Source organism: Escherichia sp. KTE31 (genome assembly GCF_000407925.1).
Lineage (GTDB): Bacteria > Pseudomonadota > Gammaproteobacteria > Enterobacterales > Enterobacteriaceae > Escherichia > Escherichia ruysiae.
In genome coordinates this window covers 1071057-1093349 of sequence record NZ_KE136723.1, presented here as the reverse complement: position 1 = coordinate 1093349, position 22293 = coordinate 1071057, and the positions used below count along the sequence as shown (strand labels likewise).

At 42.8% G+C, this 22293-nt stretch carries 17 protein-coding genes and 1 pseudogene; all 18 read left to right on the top strand.

Annotated features, from left to right (window positions below; translation table 11 throughout):
* Window positions 1-63 precede the first annotated feature (63 nt).
* The 18 genes and pseudogenes from wcaJ to ugd all read left to right on the top strand — a co-directional run bounded on the left by wcaJ (window position 64) and on the right by ugd (window position 22190).
* Entirely contained in the window at window positions 64-1458 is a 1395-nt protein-coding gene (gene wcaJ / locus WES_RS08135) for an undecaprenyl-phosphate glucose phosphotransferase (RefSeq protein WP_016158515.1), read from the top strand.
* 1 nt (window position 1459) lies between these two features.
* Window positions 1460-2938: a colanic acid undecaprenyl disphosphate flippase WzxC gene (gene wzxC, locus WES_RS08140; RefSeq protein ID WP_016158514.1), complete on the top strand. Its 1479-nt coding sequence runs from the start codon at window positions 1460-1462 to the stop codon at window positions 2936-2938.
* A 127-nt stretch (window positions 2939-3065) separates the two neighbouring features.
* Complete coding sequence (gene wcaK, locus WES_RS08145) at window positions 3066-4346, top strand: colanic acid biosynthesis pyruvyl transferase WcaK (protein WP_016158513.1); 1281 nt, start codon at window positions 3066-3068, stop codon at window positions 4344-4346.
* Window positions 4343-5563 carry a colanic acid biosynthesis glycosyltransferase WcaL gene (wcaL, locus tag WES_RS08150; protein WP_016158512.1) on the top strand — a complete coding sequence of 407 codons (1221 nt, stop codon included), beginning with the start codon at window positions 4343-4345 and terminating at the stop codon, window positions 5561-5563. The genes wcaK and wcaL overlap by 4 nt, the downstream gene beginning before the upstream one ends.
* 10 nt (window positions 5564-5573) lie before the next feature.
* A complete protein-coding gene (wcaM, locus tag WES_RS08155) occupies window positions 5574-6968 on the top strand; it encodes a colanic acid biosynthesis protein WcaM (protein ID WP_016158511.1) in 1395 nt (464 codons plus the stop codon).
* Window positions 6969-7142: 174 nt separating this feature from the next.
* The gene (gene galF / locus WES_RS08160; RefSeq protein WP_000183032.1) at window positions 7143-8036 is read left to right on the top strand and encodes a UTP--glucose-1-phosphate uridylyltransferase GalF; all 894 of its coding nucleotides are present in this window, start codon (window positions 7143-7145) and stop codon (window positions 8034-8036) included.
* Window positions 8037-8407: 371 nt separating this feature from the next.
* Window positions 8408-9493, top strand: a complete 1086-nt coding sequence (gene rfbB / locus WES_RS08165; RefSeq protein ID WP_016158510.1) for a dTDP-glucose 4,6-dehydratase — start codon at window positions 8408-8410, stop codon at window positions 9491-9493.
* Window positions 9493-10392 carry a dTDP-4-dehydrorhamnose reductase gene (gene rfbD / locus WES_RS08170; RefSeq protein ID WP_001023613.1) on the top strand — a complete coding sequence of 300 codons (900 nt, stop codon included), beginning with the start codon at window positions 9493-9495 and terminating at the stop codon, window positions 10390-10392. Before rfbB ends, rfbD begins: the two co-directional genes overlap by 1 nt.
* A gap of 58 nt (window positions 10393-10450) precedes the next feature.
* The gene (gene rfbA / locus WES_RS08175; RefSeq protein ID WP_016158509.1) at window positions 10451-11329 is read left to right on the top strand and encodes a glucose-1-phosphate thymidylyltransferase RfbA; all 879 of its coding nucleotides are present in this window, start codon (window positions 10451-10453) and stop codon (window positions 11327-11329) included.
* A 4-nt stretch (window positions 11330-11333) separates the two neighbouring features.
* A complete protein-coding gene (rfbC, locus tag WES_RS08180) occupies window positions 11334-11879 on the top strand; it encodes a dTDP-4-dehydrorhamnose 3,5-epimerase (RefSeq protein ID WP_016158508.1) in 546 nt (181 codons plus the stop codon).
* 15 nt (window positions 11880-11894) lie between these two features.
* Window positions 11895-13151 (top strand): O13/O129/O135 family O-antigen flippase, encoded by a 1257-nt coding sequence (gene wzx / locus WES_RS08185; protein WP_016158507.1) that lies wholly within the window; start codon window positions 11895-11897, stop codon window positions 13149-13151.
* A gap of 29 nt (window positions 13152-13180) precedes the next feature.
* Window positions 13181-14071 carry a rhamnosyltransferase gene (locus WES_RS08190; protein ID WP_016158506.1) on the top strand — a complete coding sequence of 297 codons (891 nt, stop codon included), beginning with the start codon at window positions 13181-13183 and terminating at the stop codon, window positions 14069-14071.
* Window positions 14064-14969 (top strand): dTDP-rhamnosyl transferase RfbG, encoded by a 906-nt coding sequence (rfbG, locus tag WES_RS08195; RefSeq protein ID WP_064732603.1) that lies wholly within the window; start codon window positions 14064-14066, stop codon window positions 14967-14969. The genes WES_RS08190 and rfbG overlap by 8 nt, the downstream gene beginning before the upstream one ends.
* Before the next feature lie 19 nt (window positions 14970-14988).
* A complete protein-coding gene (locus WES_RS08200; RefSeq protein WP_016158504.1) occupies window positions 14989-16137 on the top strand; it encodes an O-antigen polymerase in 1149 nt (382 codons plus the stop codon).
* A gap of 271 nt (window positions 16138-16408) precedes the next feature.
* Window positions 16409-17541, top strand: a pseudogene (locus tag WES_RS23705) (ISAs1 family transposase).
* A gap of 77 nt (window positions 17542-17618) precedes the next feature.
* Entirely contained in the window at window positions 17619-19238 is a 1620-nt protein-coding gene (locus WES_RS08210) for an LTA synthase family protein (protein ID WP_258286480.1), read from the top strand.
* A gap of 134 nt (window positions 19239-19372) precedes the next feature.
* Complete coding sequence (gene gndA, locus WES_RS08215; RefSeq protein ID WP_000043468.1) at window positions 19373-20779, top strand: NADP-dependent phosphogluconate dehydrogenase; 1407 nt, start codon at window positions 19373-19375, stop codon at window positions 20777-20779.
* Between the two features lie 244 nt (window positions 20780-21023).
* A complete protein-coding gene (gene ugd / locus WES_RS08220) occupies window positions 21024-22190 on the top strand; it encodes a UDP-glucose 6-dehydrogenase (protein ID WP_000704899.1) in 1167 nt (388 codons plus the stop codon).
* Window positions 22191-22293: the final 103 nt, after the last annotated feature.

Genomic DNA, 22293 nt, shown 5'->3' with positions numbered 1-22293 from the left:
CTTTTCCCCCTCGCCCCTTTGGGGAGAGGGCCGGGGTGAGGCGACAATAGAACAGGAACAACGATGACAAATCTAAAAAAGCGCGAGCGAGCGAAAACCAATGCATCGTTAATCTCTATGGTGCAACGCTTTTCAGATATCACCATCATGTTTGCCGGACTATGGCTGGTTTGCGAAGTGAGCGGACTGTCATTCTTCTACATGCACCTGTTGGTGGCGCTGATTACGCTGGTGGTATTCCAGATGCTGGGCGGCATCACCGATTTTTATCGCTCATGGCGCGGTGTTCGGGCAGCGACAGAATTTGCCCTGTTGCTACAAAACTGGACGTTAAGTGTGATTTTCAGCGCCGGACTGGTGGCGTTTAACAATGATTTCGACACGCAACTGACAATCTGGCTGGCGTGGTATGGGCTGACCAGTATCGGACTGGTGGTTTGCCGTTCGTGTATTCGCATTGGTGCGGGCTGGCTGCGTAATCATGGCTATAACAAGCGTATGGTCGCCGTGGCGGGGGATTTAGCTGCCGGGCAAATGCTGATGGAGAGCTTCCGTAATCAACCGTGGTTAGGGTTTGAAGTGGTGGGTGTCTATCACGATCCGAAACCGGGCGGCGTGTCTAACGACTGGGCGGGTAACCTGCAACAGCTGGTCGAAGATGCGAAAGCGGGCAAAATCCATAACGTCTATATCGCGATGCAGATGTGCGACGGCGCGCGAGTGAAAAAACTGGTTCATCAACTGGCGGACACCACCTGTTCGGTGCTGCTGATCCCCGACGTCTTTACCTTCAACATTCTCCATTCGCGCATTGAAGATATGAACGGTGTGCCGGTGGTGCCGCTGTATGACACGCCGCTTTCCGGGATTAACCGCCTGATTAAACGTGCGGAAGATATTGTGCTGGCAACGCTTATTCTACTGCTGATCTCCCCGGTGCTGTGCTGCATTGCGCTGGCGGTGAAACTCAGTTCACCGGGGCCGGTTATTTTCCGCCAGACTCGCTACGGCATGGACGGCAAGCCGATCAAAGTGTGGAAGTTTCGCTCCATGAAAGTGATGGAGAACGACAACGTGGTGACTCAGGCGACGCAGAACGATCCGCGCGTCACCAAAGTGGGGAACTTTCTGCGCCGCACCTCACTGGATGAATTGCCGCAGTTTATCAATGTGCTGACCGGCGGGATGTCGATTGTGGGTCCGCGTCCGCACGCAGTGGCGCATAACGAGCAGTATCGCCAGCTTATTGAAGGCTACATGTTGCGCCATAAGGTGAAACCGGGCATTACCGGTTGGGCGCAGATTAACGGCTGGCGCGGCGAAACCGACACGCTGGAGAAAATGGAAAAACGCGTCGAGTTCGACCTTGAGTACATCCGCGAATGGAGCGTCTGGTTCGATATCAAAATCGTTTTCCTGACGGTATTCAAAGGCTTCGTTAACAAAGCGGCATATTGATATGAGCTTACGTGAAAAAACCATCAGCGGCGCGAAGTGGTCGGCGATTGCCACGGTGATCATCATTGGCCTCGGGCTGGTGCAGATGACCGTGCTGGCGCGGATTATCGACAACCACCAGTTCGGCCTGCTTACCGTGTCGCTGGTGATCATCGCGCTGGCAGATACGCTTTCTGACTTCGGTATCGCTAACTCGATTATTCAGCGAAAAGAAATCAGCCACCTTGAACTTACCACGCTGTACTGGCTGAACGTCGGGCTGGGGATTGTAGTGTGCGTGGCAGTGTTTTTGTTGAGTGATGTCATCGGTGACGTGCTGAATAACCCAGATCTGGCACCGTTGATTAAAACATTGTCGCTGGCGTTTGTGGTGATCCCCCACGGGCAGCAGTTCCGCGCGTTGATGCAAAAGGAGCTGGAGTTCAACAAAATCGGCATGATCGAAACCAGCGCGGTGCTGGCGGGTTTTGCTTTTACGGTGGTTAGCGCCCATTTCTGGCCACTGGCGATGACCGCGATCCTCGGTTATCTGGTCAATAGTGCGGTGAGAACGCTGCTGTTTGGCTACTTTGGCCGTAAAATTTATCGCCCCGGTCTGCATTTCTCGCTGGCGTCGGTGGCACCGAACTTACGCTTTGGTGCCTGGCTGACGGCGGACAGCATCATTAATTATCTCAACACCAACCTTTCAACGCTGGTGCTGGCGCGTATTCTTGGCGCGGGCGTGGCGGGGGGCTACAACTTGGCCTATAACGTGGCCGTTGTGCCGCCGATGAAGCTGAACCCGATCATCACCCGCGTGCTGTTTCCGGCGTTTGCCAAAATTCAGGACGACACCGAAAAGCTGCGTATTAACTTCTACAAACTGCTTTCGGTAGTGGGAATTATCAACTTTCCGGCGCTGCTGGGGCTGATGGTGGTGTCGAATAACTTTGTACCACTGGTCTTTGGTGAGAAGTGGAACAGCATTATTCCGGTGCTGCAATTGCTGTGTGTGGTGGGGCTACTGCGCTCCGTGGGTAACCCGATTGGTTCGCTGCTGATGGCGAAAGCGCGGGTCGATATCAGCTTTAAATTCAACGTATTCAAAACATTTCTGTTTATTCCGGCGATTGTTATCGGCGGGCAGATGGCGGGCGCGATCGGCGTCACGCTCGGCTTCCTGCTGGTGCAGATTATCAACACCATTCTGAGCTACTTCGTGATGATTAAACCGGTGCTCGGTTCCAGTTATCGTCAGTACATCCTGAGCTTGTGGCTACCGTTTTATCTCTCGCTGCCGACGCTGGTGGTTAGTTATGCGCTGGGCGTGCTGCTGAAAGGGCAACTGGCGTTGGGGATGCTGCTGGCGGTGCAAATTACCGCAGGCGCGCTGGCGTTTGTGGTGATGATTGTGCTGTCGCGCCATCCGCTGGTGGTGGAAGTGAAACGCCAGTTTTGTCGCAGCGAAAAAATGAAAATGCTTCTACGGGCAGGGTGAAGTGTTGTTTTCGGTTCCGGCTCGGGTTTTGTAGGTCTGATAAGACGCGTCAGCGTCGCATCAGGCAAAAAACAGCAATGAAAACAACAAATACAACCTCACCTGGCATCAAATTTATGAGGAAAAAATGAAATTACTTATTCTTGGCAACCATACTTGTGGCAATCGCGGCGACAGTGCCATCCTGCGCGGCTTACTTGATGCCATCAACATCCTCAATCCAAACGCCGAAGTGGACGTGATGAGTCGCTATCCAGTTAGTTCTTCCTGGTTGCTTAATCGTCCGGTGATGGGCGATCCGCTGTTCCTGCAAATGAAACAACACAACAGCGCGGCGGGCGTTGTCGGGCGCGTTAAAAAAGTTCTCCGTCGCCGCTATCAACACCAGGTACTGCTCTCACGCGTCACCGACACTGGCAAGCTGCGCAATATCGCCATCGCCCAGGGATTCACCGACTTCGTGCGCCTGCTGTCAGGTTACGATGCCATTATCCAGGTCGGCGGATCGTTTTTTGTCGATCTCTACGGTGTGCCGCAGTTTGAACACGCACTTTGTACGTTTATGGCGAAAAAGCCGCTGTTTATGATTGGTCACAGCGTTGGCCCGTTCCAGGATGAGCAATTCAACCAACTGGCGAACTACGTTTTCGGTCACTGCGACGCGCTGATCCTGCGCGAATCGGTCAGCCTTGATCTGATGAAACGCAGCAATATCACCACCGCAAAAATCGAACATGGCGTCGATACCGCCTGGCTGGTCGATCATCACACCGAAGATTTCACCGCCAGCTATGCCGTTCAACACTGGCTGAATGTTGCCGCACAACGCAAAACCGTGGCAATTACTCTGCGCGAACTGGCACCGTTCGACAAACGCCTTGGCACCACTCAACAAGCGTATGAAAAAGCTTTTGCCGGGGTGGTCAATCGCATTCTCGACGAAGGCTATCAGGTGATTGCGCTCTCCACTTGTACGGGCATCGACAGCTATAACAAAGATGACCGCATGGTGGCGCTCAACCTGCGCCAGCACATCAGCGATCCTGCCCGTTACCACGTGGTGATGGATGAACTTAACGATCTGGAAATGGGCAAAATTCTTGGTGCCTGTGAACTTACCGTTGGTACGCGGCTGCACTCCGCCATTATCTCCATGAACTTTGCCACTCCGGCAATTGCCATCAACTACGAACATAAATCCGCCGGGATTATGCAACAACTGGGGCTGTCGGAGATGGCAATTGATATCCGTCATTTATTAGACGGCAGCCTGCAAGCGATGGTTGCGGATACCTTAGGCCAGCTTCCGGCGCTGAATGCACGACTTAGCGAAGCTGTCAGTCGCGAACGTCAGACGGGAATGCGGATGGTGCAGGCTGTGCTTGAGCGCATCGGGGAGGCGAAATGAAGGTCGGCTTCTTTTTACTGAAATTTCCGCTGTCGTCAGAAACCTTCGTCCTCAATCAAATCACTGCGTTTATTGATATGGGATTTGAGGTGGAGATTGTCGCGCTGCAAAAAGGCGACACACAAAACACCCATGCGGCATGGACGAAGTACAACCTTGCTGCCAGAACTCGCTGGTTACAGGACGAACCACGGGGCAAAGTGGCGAAGCTGCGTCACCGCGCAAGCCAGACCTTACGCGGCATTCATCGTAAAAATACCTGGCAGGCGCTCAACCTCAAACTCTATGGTGCCGAATCGCGGAACCTGATTTTGTCTGCCATTTGCGGCCAGGTCGCAACACCGTTTCGTGCCGATGTGTTCATCGCTCATTTTGGTCCAGCAGGAGTAACCGCTGCAAAATTGCGTGAACTGGGGGTGATTCGCGGCAAAATCGCCACAATCTTCCACGGCATTGATATCTCCAGTCGGGAAGTGCTCAATCATTACACTCCCGAATATCAACAACTGTTTCGCCGTGGCGACCTGATGTTGCCAATAAGCGATCTATGGGCGGGGAGATTACAAAAGATGGGCTGCCCGACGGAAAAAATCGCTGTATCGCGCATGGGCGTGGACATGACGCGCTTTAGCCCTCGTCCGGTTAAAGCGCCTGGAACACCGCTGGAGATTATTTCCGTTGCACGTTTAACTGAGAAAAAGGGTCTGCATGTGGCGATCGAATCTTGCCGTCAGCTCAAAGAGCAGGGCGTGGCATTTCGCTATCGCATCCTCGGCATTGGCCCGTGGGAGCGGCGCTTACGCACGCTCATCGAACAGTATCAACTGGAAGATGTGGTAGAGATGCCGGGCTTTAAACCGAGCCATGAAGTGAAAGCGATGCTCGACGACGCGGATGTCTTCCTGTTGCCATCGGTAACGGGCGCGGATGGCGATATGGAAGGGATACCTGTGGCGTTGATGGAAGCGATGGCGGTCGGCATTCCGGTCGTTTCCACTTTGCATAGCGGAATACCAGAACTGGTGGAGGCAGATAAATCTGGCTGGCTGGTGCCGGAAAATGACGCCTATGCACTGGCGCAACGGCTGGCGGCGTTTAGCCAACTGGATACAGACGAACTGGCTCCGGTCGTCAAACGTGCGCGCGAAAAAGTCGAACACGATTTTAACCAGCAGGTGATTAACCGAGAACTCGCCAGCTTGCTGCAAGCTTTATAGAGGAGAACGCATGTCATTTAAAACAATCTCCCGACGCACCTTCCTGACGGCAAGCTCCGCGCTTGCTTTCCTCCATACCCCTTTCGCCCGTGCACTTCCCGCCCGACAAAGCGTTAACATCAACGACTACAATCCGCACGACTGGATCGCCTCATTTAAACAAGCCTTTAGCGAAGGGCAAACGGTCGTCGTGCCCGCCGGATTTGTTTGCGACAACATTAACACCGGCATCTTCATCCCTCCCGGCAAAACGTTACACATCCTCGGTAGTTTGCGCGGCAACGGCAGAGGGCGATTTGTCTTACAGGACGGCAGCCAGGTGACAGGGGGGAAGGGCGGCAGTATGCATAACATCCCCCTGGATGTGCGTGGCTCTGACTGCACCATCAAAGGGCTGGCGATGAGCGGCTTTGGTCCGGTAACGCAGATTTATATCGGCGGCAAAAACAAACGGATCATGCGCAACCTGACCATCGATAACCTGACCGTGAGCCATGCTAATTACGCCATCTTACGCCAGGGATTTCATAACCAGATTATCGGTGCCAACATCACCAATTGTAAGTTCAGTGACTTACAGGGCGACGCCATCGAATGGAACGTGGCAATCAACGACCGCGATATTTTAATTTCCGACCACGTAATAGAGCGCATTAACTGTACTAATGGCAAAATCAACTGGGGCATCGGCATAGGCCTTGCGGGAAGTACCTACGATAATAACTATCCGGAAGACCAGGCGGTGAAAAACTTTGTCGTGGCGAATATTACAGGATCGGATTGTCGACAGCTGATCCATGTTGAAAATGGCAAACATTTCATTATCCGTAATATCAAAGCGCGTAATATTACGCCTGATTTCAGCAAGAAAGCCGGTATTGATAACGCCACTGTAGCGATATATGGATGTGATAACTTTGTTATTGACAATATAGAAATGGTTAATAGTGCCGGGATGTTAATCGGCTACGGTGTCATTAAAGGCAAGTATCTCTCCATACCGCAAAACTTCAGACTGAATAATATTCATCTTGATAATACTGACCTTGCCTGGAAATTGCGTGGAATCCAAATCTCCGCAGGGAATGCTATCTCCTTTGTTGCGCTGACCAATATTGCGATGAAACGTGCTTCTCTGGAGCTACACAACAAGCCGCAGCACCTTTTTATGCGTAATATCAATGTGATGCAAGAATCTTCGATTGGCCCGGCATTGACCATGAACTTCGACTTGCGTAAGGATGTCCGTGGGACATTTATGGCAAAGAACGAGACGCTACTGTCACTGGTAAATGTTCATGCGGTGAATGAAAAAGGACAAAGCTCGGTCGATATCGACAGGATTAATCACCATATCGTTAATGTGGAAAAGATAAACTTCAGGCTACCGAAACGGGAACGATAGATTTGCGACCATTCCTGGAAAAATGGCACCATACTTAAGAATAACGCTACTGCAATCCTGGACAAAGCGGCGTAACATCGGAAGGAAATCAGTAATCAATTCAGGGTAATTGATGCTGGCGAAAAAAATCGAACAAGCTATAATTCAGCAACCATTTTACAGGTGGATGAAATAATGACGAATTTAAAAGCAGTTATTCCTGTAGCGGGTCTTGGGATGCATATGTTGCCTGCAACTAAGGCGATTCCTAAAGAGATGCTACCCATCGTCGATAAGCCAATGATTCAGTACATTGTTGACGAGATTGTGGCTGCAGGAATCAAAGAAATCCTCCTGGTAACTCATGCGTCCAAAAACGCGGTCGAAAACCACTTCGACACCTCTTATGAATTAGAATCTCTCCTTGAGCTGCGCGTGAAGCGACAGCTGCTGGCAGAAGTACAGTCCATCTGCCCGCCGGGCGTGACCATTATGAACGTGCGTCAGGGTGAACCATTAGGTTTAGGCCACTCTATTTTGTGTGCCCGACCGGCTATTGGTGATAATCCATTTGTCGTCGTGCTGCCCGATGTCGTTATTGATGATGCCAGCGCCGATCCGTTGCGTTACAACCTTGCAGCAATGATTGCGCGCTTCAATGAAACTGGCCGCAGTCAGGTATTGGCAAAACGTATGCCGGGAGACCTCTCTGAATACTCCGTCATCCAGACTAAAGAGCCGCTGGATCGCGAAGGTAAAGTCAGCCGCATTGTTGAATTTATCGAAAAACCGGATCAGCCGCAGACGCTGGATTCAGACATTATGGCCGTAGGTCGTTATGTGCTTTCTGCCGATATTTGGCCTGAACTGGAGCGCACTCAGCCTGGTGCATGGGGGCGAATTCAGCTCACAGATGCCATTGCTGAACTGGCGAAAAAACAGTCCGTTGACGCAATGCTGATGACTGGTGACAGTTACGACTGTGGTAAGAAAATGGGCTATATGCAGGCGTTTGTAAAATATGGGCTGCGCAACCTGAAAGAAGGGGCAAAGTTCCGCAAAGGCATTGAGAAGTTGTTAAGCGAATAACGAAAATCTAACAGGAAGTGTCGGTCAGTAAGAAATTAAAAACGGCAGTGAAGATTCATAGCATAAGTTTTGCGCATTGAATTTTCCTGCCGTTGTTTTTTTATAAAGCGTATAAAAACAAGGAGTTACTTGCTTCATATTATTCAAATTTTTCCAGGATTTTCCTTGTTTCTACGGCTGTTTGGTAAGACAATTAGCGTTTGAATTTTTCGGATTTTGCGCGAGTGAGTAACGCTCGTCACATCGTAGTCATGCACGCAGTGCTCTGGTAGCTGTTAAGCCAGGGGCGGTAGCGTGCATTAATGCCTCTATTAATCAATTCTGGAGCAGTCTATTTCACAGCATGCTCTATAGCTATATGGAATAAAAAAGTGAAGATACTTGTAACTGGTGGCGCAGGGTTTATTGGCTCTGCTGTAGTTCGTCACATTATAAATAATACGCAGGACAGTGTTGTTAATGTCGATAAATTGACTTACGCCGGAAACCTGGAATCACTCGCTGAAGTTTCTGATTCTGAACGTTATTCATTTGAGCATGCAGATATCTGCGATGCCGTAGCTATGGCGCGTATTTTCGCACAGCACCAGCCAGACGCGGTGATGCACCTGGCGGCAGAGAGCCATGTTGACCGTTCAATAACTGGCCCTGCGGCATTTATTGAAACCAATATTGTGGGTACTTATGTTCTATTAGAAGCGGCGCGCAATTACTGGTCTGCTCTGAATGATGAAAAGAAAAAAGGTTTCCGCTTTCATCATATTTCTACTGATGAAGTGTATGGCGATTTACCCCATCCGGATGAAGTAAATAATAACGAAGCGTTACCGCTATTTACGGAAACGACAGCTTACGCGCCAAGTAGCCCATATTCTGCTTCTAAAGCTTCCAGCGATCATTTGGTACGTGCATGGAAGCGGACTTATGGTTTACCGACCATTGTGACTAATTGCTCTAACAATTATGGTCCTTATCACTTCCCGGAAAAACTTATTCCATTGGTTATTCTGAATGCTCTGGAAGATAAGCCATTACCTATTTATGGCAAAGGGGATCAAATTCGCGACTGGTTGTATGTAGAGGATCATGCTCGTGCGTTATATACCGTCGTAACCGAAGGTAAAGCGGGCGAAACATATAACATTGGTGGACACAACGAAAAGAAAAACATCGACGTAGTGTTCACTATTTGTGATTTGTTGGATGAGATTGTACCGAAAGAGAAATCTTATCGTGAGCAAATTACTTATGTTGCCGATCGCCCAGGGCATGATCGCCGTTATGCAATTGATGCCGATAAGATTAGCCGCGAATTGGGCTGGAAACCGCAAGAAACGTTTGAGAGCGGTATTCGTAAAACGGTGGAATGGTATCTGGCTAATACAAATTGGGTTGAGAATGTGAAAAGCGGTGCTTATCAGTCGTGGATTGAACAAAACTATGAGGGCCGTCAGTAATGAATATCCTGCTTTTCGGCAAAACAGGGCAGGTGGGTTGGGAACTGCAACGTGCTCTGGCACCGCTAGGTAATCTGATTGCTCTTGATGTTCACTCCACTGATTATTGTGGCGATTTCAGCAACCCCGAAGGTGTGGCTGAAACTGTCAAAAAAATTCGCCCTGATGTTATTGTTAATGCGGCTGCTCACACTGCAGTAGACAAAGCGGAATCAGAACCGGATTTCGCACAATTACTTAACGCGACAAGCGTCGAAGCGATTGCAAAAGCAGCTAATGAAGTCGGAGCCTGGGTTATACACTACTCCACTGATTATGTTTTCCCAGGCAGCGGTGACACGCCATGGCTGGAAACGGATGCAACAGCACCGCTAAATGTCTACGGTGAAACCAAGCTAGCTGGGGAAAAAGCGTTACAAGAACATTGCGCAAAGCATCTTATTTTCCGTACCAGCTGGGTATACGCTGGTAAAGGAAATAACTTTGCCAAAACGATGTTGCGTCTGGCAAAAGAACGCGAAGAGTTGGCTGTAATAAACGATCAATTTGGCGCACCAACAGGTGCTGAATTGCTGGCTGATTGCACCGCTCATGCCATTCGCGTGGCAGTAAACAAACCCGAAGTTGCTGGTTTGTACCATCTGGTTGCTGGTGGCACAACAACCTGGCACGATTATGCCGCTCTGGTATTTGAAGAAGCGCGCAAAGCGGGGATCAACCTTGCTCTTAACAAACTCAACGCCGTGCCAACAACGGCCTATCCCACACCAGCCCGTCGTCCCCATAACTCTCGTCTCAATACAGAAAAGTTTCAGCAGAACTTTGCGCTTGTCTTACCTGACTGGCAGGTGGGCGTGAAACGTATGCTCAACGAATTATTTACGACTACGGCAATTTAACAAATTTTTGCATCTCGCTCATGATGCCAGAGCGGGATGAATTAAAAGGAATGGTGAAATGAAAACGCGTAAAGGTATTATTTTGGCGGGTGGGTCTGGTACTCGTCTTTATCCTGTGACGATGGCAGTAAGTAAGCAACTGCTGCCGATTTATGATAAGCCGATGATTTATTATCCGCTTTCAACGCTTATGTTGGCGGGTATTCGCGATATTCTTATTATCAGTACGCCACAGGATACGCCGCGTTTCCAACAATTGTTGGGGGACGGGAGCCAGTGGGGGCTTAATTTACAGTATAAAGTACAACCGAGCCCGGATGGCCTGGCGCAAGCGTTTATCATTGGTGAAGACTTTATTGGCGGTGATGATTGTGCACTCGTGCTTGGCGATAATATCTTCTATGGACACGACTTGCCGAAATTAATGGAAGCGGCTGTTAACAAAGAAAGCGGTGCAACGGTATTTGCTTATCACGTTAATGATCCTGAACGTTATGGTGTCGTGGAGTTTGATAATAACGGTACGGCAATTAGTCTGGAAGAAAAACCTCTGGAACCAAAAAGTAACTATGCGGTTACTGGGCTTTATTTCTATGACAATGATGTTGTGGAAATGGCGAAAAACCTTAAGCCTTCTGCGCGTGGTGAACTGGAAATTACCGATATTAACCGTATTTATATGGAACAAGGACGTTTGTCTGTCGCTATGATGGGGCGTGGTTATGCATGGCTGGATACAGGAACTCATCAAAGCCTTATTGAAGCAAGTAACTTCATTGCAACAATTGAAGAGCGTCAAGGGTTGAAAGTTTCTTGCCCGGAAGAGATTGCTTATCGTAAAGGATTTATTGATGCAGAGCAGGTGAAGATATTGGCCGAGCCGCTAAAGAAAAATGCTTATGGTCAGTATCTGCTAAAAATGATTAAGGGTTATTAATAAAATGAACGTAATTGAAACTGAAATTCCTGATGTGCTAATTTTTGAACCAAAAGTATTTGGTGATGAGCGGGGCTTTTTTATGGAAAGCTTCAATCAGAAAGTTTTCGAAGAAGTGGTGGGACGGAAGGTTGAATTTGTTCAGGATAACCATTCTAAATCCAGTAAAGGCGTATTACGTGGGCTTCATTACCAGTTAGAACCCTATGCACAAGGAAAACTGGTACGCTGTGTTGTCGGTGAAGTTTTTGATGTTGCGGTTGATATTCGGAAATCATCACCAACATTTGGCAAGTGGGTTGGTGTAAATTTGTCGGCGGAGAATAAGCGTCAATTATGGATACCGGAAGGATTCGCTCATGGGTTTTGCGTTCTTAGTGATGAAGCAGAATTTGTCTACAAAACAAATAATTTCTATTCAAAAATGCAAGAACGTGGGATTTTATGGAGCGACAAAAGTATAAATATAGAATGGCCGGTTCAAAATCCATTGCTTTCTGATAAAGATATTAATGGTCAAAAATTTGTAGATGCTGATTATTTTATATGATAAAGAAATGTAATAATGAGCATAATAAAAAATAGTGTCTGGAACCTTTTTGGCTATGCAATACCAACTTTAATTGCTATCCCCTCGCTAGGATTTCTTGCTCGAGGTTTGGGGCCTGAAGGTTTCGGGGTTTATACAATTGCAATTGCACTTGTTGGGTATGCTGGAATTTTTGATGTAGGCCTGACTCGCTCTGTTATTAGAGAAATTGCAATTCATCGTGATAATCATCATGAAAGAACCAAGGTAATTTCAACAAGCACATCTTTTTTGGTGCTATTTTCATGTTTTGGTGCTTTTTTATTATTGATTTTCTCTGATGGAATAGTTAATTATCTAAAAATTTCTGGTGTTGAACATAGTGATATACAACTAGCATTTAAACTGTTGGCTATTTGCATTCCATTATTTATTCTAAATCAATTATGGTCAGCCATTCTTGAGGGGGATGAAAAATTTGGCATTGTAAATATTCAAAAATCTATATCAAGTTCTTGCATCGCGGGAATTCCGGCCATATTTGTTTTTTATAGTGCTACATTGTCGGCAGCGGTTGCTGGTTTAATATTTGCAAGAGTTATTTCGATTTTAGTCTCTGCCTATTATGTCAGGAATGATATTAAAATTTCGGGGGTTCATTTTTGTTATAAAACCTTTAAACGACTCTTTTTCTTTGGCGGTTGGATGACAGTAAGTAATATCATAAGTCCGGTCATGGTGTATTTTGATCGATTTATAGTGTCAAATATTATGGGGGCAGATAAAGTTGCATTTTATTCTGCACCAGCAGAGGTTATTCTAAAATTAGGAATAATACCTGCAGCAATCGGGAGAGCAGTGTTTCCAAGGTTAAGTAACATCAAAGACTTTAAAGAATTTAAACGTAATGTAAATAAATCATTGCTTTTAATGTTTCTAATCTGTTTGCCGGTGATAATCATAGGCTTGTTGTATTCAGGGCTTGTATTGAAAATATGGTTTGGTGAAGATTACCAAATTAATTCCTTTAATATATTAAATGTATTATTGATCGGTTTTTTCTTCAATGCGTTGGCAATGATACCGTTCTCTGCAATCCAGGCATTAGGAAAATCCAAAATTACTGCTTTGATTCATTGTGCTGAATTGGTTCCTTATTTAGCCCTTTTGTATTTTATGGTCGAAAAATATGGGTTGCTAGGTGCCGCAATATCCTGGAGCATACGTGTAATTTTAGATGCTCTGTTATTACAATGGCTTTATACTAGAATGTGTTCTGTATATGAAGACTAAAATCAACCAATTACTGAGTCACTTGGATAATGAATAGTAATATTTACGCTGTCATTGTGACATATAATCCCGAACTTAAAAATCTGAATGCATTGATCACTGAACTAAAGGAGCAAAATTGTTACGTTGTAGTAGTCGATAATAGTACTAATTTCACCTTGAAAGATAAATTAGCAGACATCGAAAAAGTTCATTTAATTTGTCTTGGTAGGAATGAAGGTATAGCAAAAGCACAAAATATTGGGATTCGATATTCTCTTGAAAAAGGGGCAGAGAAGATAATTTTTTTTGATCAAGATAGCCGTATTCGCAATGAGTTTATCAAAAAACTTTCCTGCTATATGGATAATGAAAATGCAAAAATAGCTGGCCCAGTTTTTATTGATAGAGATAAGTCACATTATTATCCTATTTGTAATATCAAAAAAAATGGTCTTCGAGAGAAAATTCATGTCACTGAAGGACAGGCACCGTTTAAAAGTTCAGTAACAATCTCATCCGGAACCATGGTTTCAAAAGAAGTTTTTGAGATTGTTGGAATGATGGATGAGGAACTTTTTATTGATTATGTCGATACAGAATGGTGTCTTAGATGCTTAAACTATGGCCTATTAGTTCATATCATTCCTGATATAGAAATGGTTCATGCTATTGGGGATAAGTCAGTAAAAATCTGTGGGATTAACATACCAATTCACTCGCCAGTACGTCGTTATTATCGAGTAAGAAATGCATTTCTTTTGCTTAGAAAAAATCATGTGCCTCTTTTACTCTCTATTAGGGAAGTTGTTTTTTCTTTAATTCATACGACTTTAATTATTGCAACTCAAAAAAATAAAATTGAATATATGAAAAAACATATTTTGGCTACGCTTGATGGAATAAAAGGAATTACTGGGGGCGGTCGTTACAATGCATAGTTATGATCAAAAAAGAGTTGCTGTACTCATGGCTACGTATAATGGCGAATGCTGGATTGAGGAGCAATTAAAAAGTATTATAGGACAAAAGGGTGTAGACCTCTCAATATTTATATCAGATGATTTATCAACTGATAATACATTAAACATTTGTGAAGAATTTAAAGCATTATATCCGTCAATTATAAATATACTTCCTAGCGCCGATAAGTTTGGGGGGGCAGGTAAGAATTTTTATAGATTAATTAAAGATGTCGATTTTGAAAATTATGATTATATCTGTTTTAGTGATCAGGATGATATTTGGTATAAAGGCAAAATAGAAAATGCAATTGACTGCTTGGCATTAAATAATGCGGATTGTTATTCCAGCAATGTAATTGCATACTATCCATCAGGGAAAAAAAATTTAGTTGATAAAGCTCAGTCGCAAACTCAATTCGATTATTTTTTTGAAGCAGCAGGTCCAGGGTGTACATATGTTATAAAAAAAGAAACACTGATTGAATTTAAGAATTTCATAATAAATAATAAAAATGCTGCACAAGATATCTGTCTGCATGATTGGTTTTTATATTCATTTGCTCGGACGAGAAATTATTCGTGGTATATTGATAAAAAACCAACAATGTTGTACAGACAACATGAAAACAACCAAGTGGGAGCAAATATTAATTTTAAAGCAAAATACAAGCGACTTGGTTTGGTAAGAAACAAGTGGTATCGAAAAGAAGTAACTAAAATAGCTAGTATATTAGCTGATGATAGCTTTGTGAAAAATCAATTGGATAAAGGTTATATAGGCAATTTGATCTTGGCTTTAAGTTTTTGGAAGTTAAGGCGGAAAAAGGCTGATAAAATTTATATTTTATTAATGTTGATTTTAAATATTTTTTAAAAAATATCACCTTACGAATATGAATAATATAAATAAAATTTTTATAACATTTTTATGTGTTGAACTGATTGTTGGTGGTGGTGGAAGATTACTGGAACCATTGGGGATATTCCCTTTGCGATATTTATTATTTGTATGTAGTTTTATACTCTTAACTTTAAATTTAGTTACATTGAATTTTTCAATTAACCAAAAATGTGTTAGTCTTTTTATATGGTTGCTTTTATTCCCACTATATGGTTTCTTTGTTGGCTTATTAACTGGTAATAAAGTAAATGATATACTATTTGACGTGCAACCATACCTTTTTATGCTGTCACTTATATATTTATTTACACTAAGATATACTTTAAAAGTGTTTTTATGTGAAATTTTCATTAAAACAGTTAATGTATTTGCATTATATGGAGCACTGTTATACATTTCATACATAATTTTGCTGAATTTGGGCTTGTTAAATTTTAATTTAATTTATAAACACTTATCATTGACTAGCGAGTTTTTTTTTCGTCCCGATGGGGCTTTTTTTTCCAAATCCTTCTACTTTTTTGGTGTCGGTGCGATTATCAGTTTTGTTGACAAAAAATATTTAAAATGTCTCATAATAGTGCTAGCGATATTATTGACGGAATCAAGAGGTGTATTACTTTTTACGACATTATCACTGCTATTGGCCAGTTTTAAATTACATAAACTATATTTAAATACGATTATAATAATATTGGGGTGCGTTCTATTTATAATAATGCTTTACATGGTCGGATCACGCAGTGAAGATTCTGACTCTGTTAGATTTAATGATTTATATTTTTATTATAAAAATGTTGATTTAGCGGCGTTCTTGTTTGGAGGAGGATTTGGTTCATTTATATTAGATCGATTAAGGATAGAAATAGTACCTCTTGAGATTCTTCAGAAAACAGGTGTTATTGGTGTATTTACATCAATAATTCCTATGTTGCTTATCTTTGTGAAAGGTTATTTTTTAAATACTACAAAAACATCCTTAATGATGTCGTTAATACTTTTTTTCAGTATTACCGTTTCTATAACTAATCCATTTCTTTTTACACCCATGGGGATTTTTATTATAGGAGTTGTAGTTTTATGGATATTTTCTATAGAAAATGTCAAAATTAGTAACAACCTCACCTCTGGAGCTAAATAGTTTATATAAGGGGCTTTTTTATCGCTCTTTTAATATTGCTGTAATTATTCATTGTTATAATGAGCAGGAGGCAATCTCTAAATTTATAAATGCATTTTAAAATACATATTCCAACTGCATTTATATACAGGAAAAATAATCAGAAATAATTTTTTTTGCACTAAACAATTAGCATTTTATGTTCAGTAATTGTGATATTGCTCAGTAGCAAAAACTATTTATCACTGCTTATATATGATCAAGTACTCCTTATATAAATAAGGAGAATAAAATGGAACTTGAAAAACTGATGGAACATATTTCTATTATTCTTGATTATAGACAAGTCTGTAAAGTAGAACATGAATTATCAGGTATCCTGGTGCTGACTATTTTTTTCGTCATTTCCGTGGCTGAAGGATGGGAATATATGGCGGATTTCGGTGAGACTCACCTCGATATTTTGAAGCAATATGGTGATTTTGAAAATGGTATTCCTGTTCACGATACCCTTCCGGATCTTTATCCTGTATCAGTCCTGCAAAATTTCATGAATGTTTTATTAACAGGATGTGTGCATGTCATTCTTCAGATGACATAGACATCATTGTTATTGATGGAAAAACACTGCGGTACTGTTATGATAAAAGTCGTTGCAGGGGAGTGATTCAGGTTATTAGTGCGTTCTAGACAATGCACAGTCTGGTTCTCATCCAGATCAAGACGGATGAGAAATTCAATGAGATTACAGCGATTCCTGAATCGTCTTAACATGATGGATATTAAAGGAAAAATTATCACAACTGATGCGATGGGTTGTCAGAAAGATATTGCAGAGAAGTATAACAACAGGAAGGTGATTATTTATTCGCTTTAAAAGAAAATAAGGGGCGGCTTAATAAATCCTTTGAGGAAAATTCCCTCAGAAAGAATTAAATAATCCAAAGCATGACAGCTACGCAATTAGTGAAAAGAGTCAAGGCAGAGAGAAAATCCGTCTGCATATTGTTTGCGATGTCCCTGATGAACTTATTGATTTCACGTTTGAATGGAAAGGACTGCAAAATGATGCGTGTAGTCTCCTTTCGGTCAATAATAGCAGAGCAAAAGAATGAGCCAGAAATGACGGTCAGATATTATATCAGTTCTGCTGATTTAACAGCAGAGAAGTTTGCGACAGCGGTTCGAAATCACTGGCACGTAGAGAATAAGCTGCACTGGCGTCTGGACGTGGTAATGAATGAAGACGACTGCAAAATAAGAAGGGGAAATGCAGCAGAATTATTTTCAGGGATAAGGCATATCGCCATTAATATTTTGACGACAGATAAAGTATTCAAGGCTGGGTTAAGACGTAAGATGAGAAAAGCAGCTATGAACAGAGACTACCTCGCGTCAGTCTTTGCGGGGAGCCGGCTTTCGTAATCTTGCTCTGGTGATACAATGCTGAATAAATAACATTAAAAATTTCAAATAAAATGGTTTAACCCAATATGAACTTTATGAGTATTATTAGAATAATTTTACCTTTCTGTATTTTTTTTGGCGTTTTACTTTACTCTGGAAGGGCGGATTGTGTTTTTTTATTTACTATTGAATACACACTTACAAGCGTGGCAATCTTTCTAATAAAGAGAAAGTTTGTAAGCAATGCTTTGTGGGGGATTTATCTCTCCATTTTAGGTGTGCAGGCAGCGTCGCTATTTAGTTCAGGACAATATTTGATGCCTCTTGCTTTGTCGAATGCTGCAGAAATTGAATCCTTGGGCATTGGCGAGGTAATTAAAGTTTTTTTTGTTTTTATTTTATTTGTTATAGTTTCATTCATTACGATGCCTTCAGGTGCTCTAATCGAGCGTATTAAATATTATAAATCTAATATTCTCTGTATAGGGTTATTGCTTGTATGTTCTTTTATAAGTGCGGGGCCAGTATATGCTTTTTATGAAACGGCAAAATTGTTCTATTTACAGCAAACCTTTAAGCCTAGTAATAAGATCGGAGATGCAGGAAAATCTTTTTTAAAGACAAGTGTTTTTATTAACCCTATAGGAAATAACTACAGTTTCAAAGGCCGTAATGTTATTGTAATATTTACTGAGGGGTTTTCATCTGAAATTATGGGCAGCTCCAAACCTGGAGCATTTTCAGTTACGCCTAATTTAAATAAGTTATCTACTGAAGCACTAAGCTTTAAAAACTATTATAACCATACAGCTGCAACCTTTCGAGGGTTAAGAGGTCAGTTAACTTCTGGTTATCAATTTCGGGATGGTTTTACTGATACTGGTACAGGTATTGGACAATTATCTAACTCAGAAATTGATAATATTTATCTTCACCGTCAAACCTCTTTACCGGATATATTGAAAGAGTATGGTTATAGAAGTTATTTTATAGCATCCACCGAAAAAAACAACCCACTCAACACAATGTTGAAAACACTTAATTTTGATAAAGTTCTTGGTATGGGTGATTTTATTGGTTATCAACGAGACAGAATGACGGATAAGCAAACATTTAATGCACTGCAATATTTTTTACGTTCTCAGGAAAATAAAAAAGAACACTTCTTTATTGGTGTCTATCCATCTGGTACTCATCATGGTCAAGATAGTCCAAATGAAAAATATTTTGATGGTAAGAACCCGCTCTACAATAAATTCTATAACTATGATTTTCACTTAGGGAAATTTGTTGACTTCTTTCGGCGTAGTTCATTTTATAATAACACATTATTAATAATAACGTCAGATCATTCAACATTTCCTTCGACAGAATATAAAAAAGCATTTAATAGCGATTCTCGTTACTTTGTAGGCGAAATACCATTTCTGGTTATTGGAGGAGATATCACTCCTGAAATTTTGGATGCAGACGGTAAAAATTCATTAAGCTTTGCGCCAACAATATTGCACATGTTAGGGATTCAGTATTCAATGAACTATTTTTTGGGATGTTCTCTTTTTGATAAGGAATGCACATCGCCATTTTCACATCTTTCTGCTATTGGTAGTGACTATTTCATTACAAGCAAAGAAAATCATGTTGAACTAATACCAAATAATAGTGATAGTGAATTAATAAAATTTGCTGAACGTTTTTATAATATCAGTGGATAAGTAGATAATTGGGTAAGAAACAATCGATGCCCTAGTTATGAAAAATATGACTGTAAAATAAGATATAAATTAAGCTATTCTTTATCTTAAATAAGCCGCAACCCCGCGGTGACCACCCCTGACAGGAGTAAACAATGTCAAAGCAACAGATTGGCGTCGTCGGTATGGCTGTGATGGGGCGCAACCTTGCGCTCAACATCGAAAGCCGTGGTTATACCGTCTCTATTTTCAACCGTTCCCGTGAAAAGACGGAAGAAGTTATTGCTGAAAATCCAGGCAAAAAACTGGTTCCTTACTATACGGTGAAAGAGTTTGTTGAATCTCTTGAAACGCCTCGTCGCATCCTGTTAATGGTGAAAGCAGGTGCAGGCACGGATGCTGCTATTGATTCCCTGAAACCATACCTCGATAAAGGCGACATCATCATTGATGGTGGTAATACTTTCTTCCAGGACACCATTCGTCGCAACCGTGAGCTTTCCGCAGAAGGTTTTAATTTCATCGGTACTGGTGTTTCCGGTGGTGAAGAGGGCGCGCTGAAAGGGCCTTCCATCATGCCTGGTGGTCAGAAAGAAGCCTATGAACTGGTTGCGCCAATCCTCACCAAAATTGCTGCCGTAGCTGAAGATGGTGAACCGTGTGTTACCTATATTGGTGCCGACGGTGCAGGTCACTACGTAAAAATGGTTCACAACGGTATTGAATACGGCGATATGCAGCTGATCGCGGAAGCCTATTCTCTGCTGAAAGGTGGGCTGAACCTTTCCAACGAAGAACTGGCACAGACTTTCACCGAGTGGAATAACGGTGAGCTGAGCAGCTATCTGATCGACATCACTAAAGATATCTTCACCAAAAAAGATGAAGACGGTAACTACCTGGTCGATGTGATTCTGGATGAGGCAGCTAACAAAGGTACTGGTAAGTGGACCAGCCAGAGTGCGCTGGATCTCGGTGAGCCTCTGTCACTGATCACTGAATCAGTGTTTGCACGTTACATCTCTTCTCTCAAAGAGCAGCGTGTTGCGGCGTCTAAAGTACTGTCCGGTCCGCAAGCACAACCTGCAGGCGACAAAGCTGAATTCATTGAGAAAGTTCGTCGTGCGCTTTATCTGGGTAAGATTGTTTCTTACGCTCAGGGCTTCTCACAGCTACGTGCCGCATCTGAAGAGTACAACTGGGATCTGAACTATGGTGAAATCGCGAAGATCTTCCGTGCTGGCTGTATCATCCGCGCTCAGTTCCTGCAGAAAATCACTGATGCTTACGCTGAAAATCCGAAGATCGCTAACCTGCTGCTGGCTCCGTACTTCAAACAAATTGCCGACGACTACCAGCAGGCATTGCGTGATGTAGTAGCCTATGCGGTACAGAACGGTATCCCGGTTCCGACCTTCGCCGCTGCGGTTGCCTATTACGACAGCTACCGTGCCGCAGTATTGCCTGCGAATCTGATCCAGGCACAGCGTGACTATTTCGGTGCGCATACTTATAAACGCATTGATAAAGAAGGTGTATTCCACACCGAATGGTTGGATTAATCTGATTTAATCAGTAATAAACTAAGGCCCGGCATTTATCGCTGGGCTTTTTTTGCCATAAATCTTATAGACTAAATTTCATTGCTTAATATTAACTTAATAAATATTAGCTATTCTTATAAAGAAAATCTGAATTGTTTTTCGTTGCGTTGACCACTCATCACCGTAGCGTTAAAACTTTTAACTCTTATCAGGATGCTAAAAACATCATGATTCATAGTTAAGTTAATTCTGAGAGCATGAAATGAAAATCACCATTTCCGGTACCGGCTATGTAGGCCTTTCAAATGGGCTTTTAATCGCACAAAATCATGAAGTTGTCGCATTAGATATTTTACCGTCACGAGTCGCAATGCTGAATGATAGGATATCTCCTATTGTTGACAAAGAGATTCAGCAGTATTTGCAATCAGATAAAATATGCTTTAATGCCACTTTAGATAAAAATGAAGCTTACCGGAATACAGATTATGTGATTATCGCAACTCCGACTGACTATGATCCTAAAACTAATTATTTCAATACATCCAGCGTAGAATCAGTAATTAAAGATGTAACAGAGATAAATCCCCAGGCGGTAATGGTTATCAAATCCACGGTTCCGGTAGGTTTTACCGCCGCTATGCATAAGAAATACCACACCGAAAATATTATTTTCTCCCCCGAATTCCTTCGCGAAGGTAAAGCCCTTTACGATAATCTTCATCCTTCTCGTATCGTGATCGGCGAACGTTCTGAACGTGCAGAGCGTTTTGCCGCGTTATTACAGGAAGGGGCAATCAAACAAAATATTCCAACCCTGTTTACTGATTCAACAGAAGCTGAAGCAATTAAACTTTTTGCTAATACCTATCTCGCGATGCGTGTGGCGTACTTTAATGAACTGGATAGCTATGCAGAAAGTTTAGGATTGAACACCCGTCAAATTATTGAAGGCGTTTGTCTTGATCCACGCATCGGCAACCACTACAACAATCCATCATTTGGTTACGGTGGCTACTGTCTACCGAAAGATACTAAGCAGCTGTTGGCAAACTATCAGTCTGTTCCCAATAATATTATCTCTGCCATCGTTGAGGCTAATCGTACCCGGAAAGACTTCATCGCCGATGCTATCTTGTCGCGCAAACCTAAAGTAGTTGGAATATATCGTCTGATAATGAAGAGTGGTTCGGATAACTTCCGCGCTTCGTCCATTCAGGGGATTATGAAACGGATCAAAGCTAAGGGTGTTGAAGTTATCATTTATGAACCAGTGATGAAGGAAGAATCGTTCTTCAACTCGCGACTGGAACGTGACCTCACAACGTTTAAGCAACAGGCTGATGTCATCATTTCTAATCGTATGTCTGAAGAGCTTAAGGATGTAGCAAATAAGGTCTATACCCGTGATCTTTTCGGTAGTGACTAACCTATTGTTGCCATGATGGTTTTCTGTACACACGTCATTTAATGCTCGTGGAGTAATTCAGTATTTTTATTGTTACTCCTATGGCATTCATACAGATTATCGC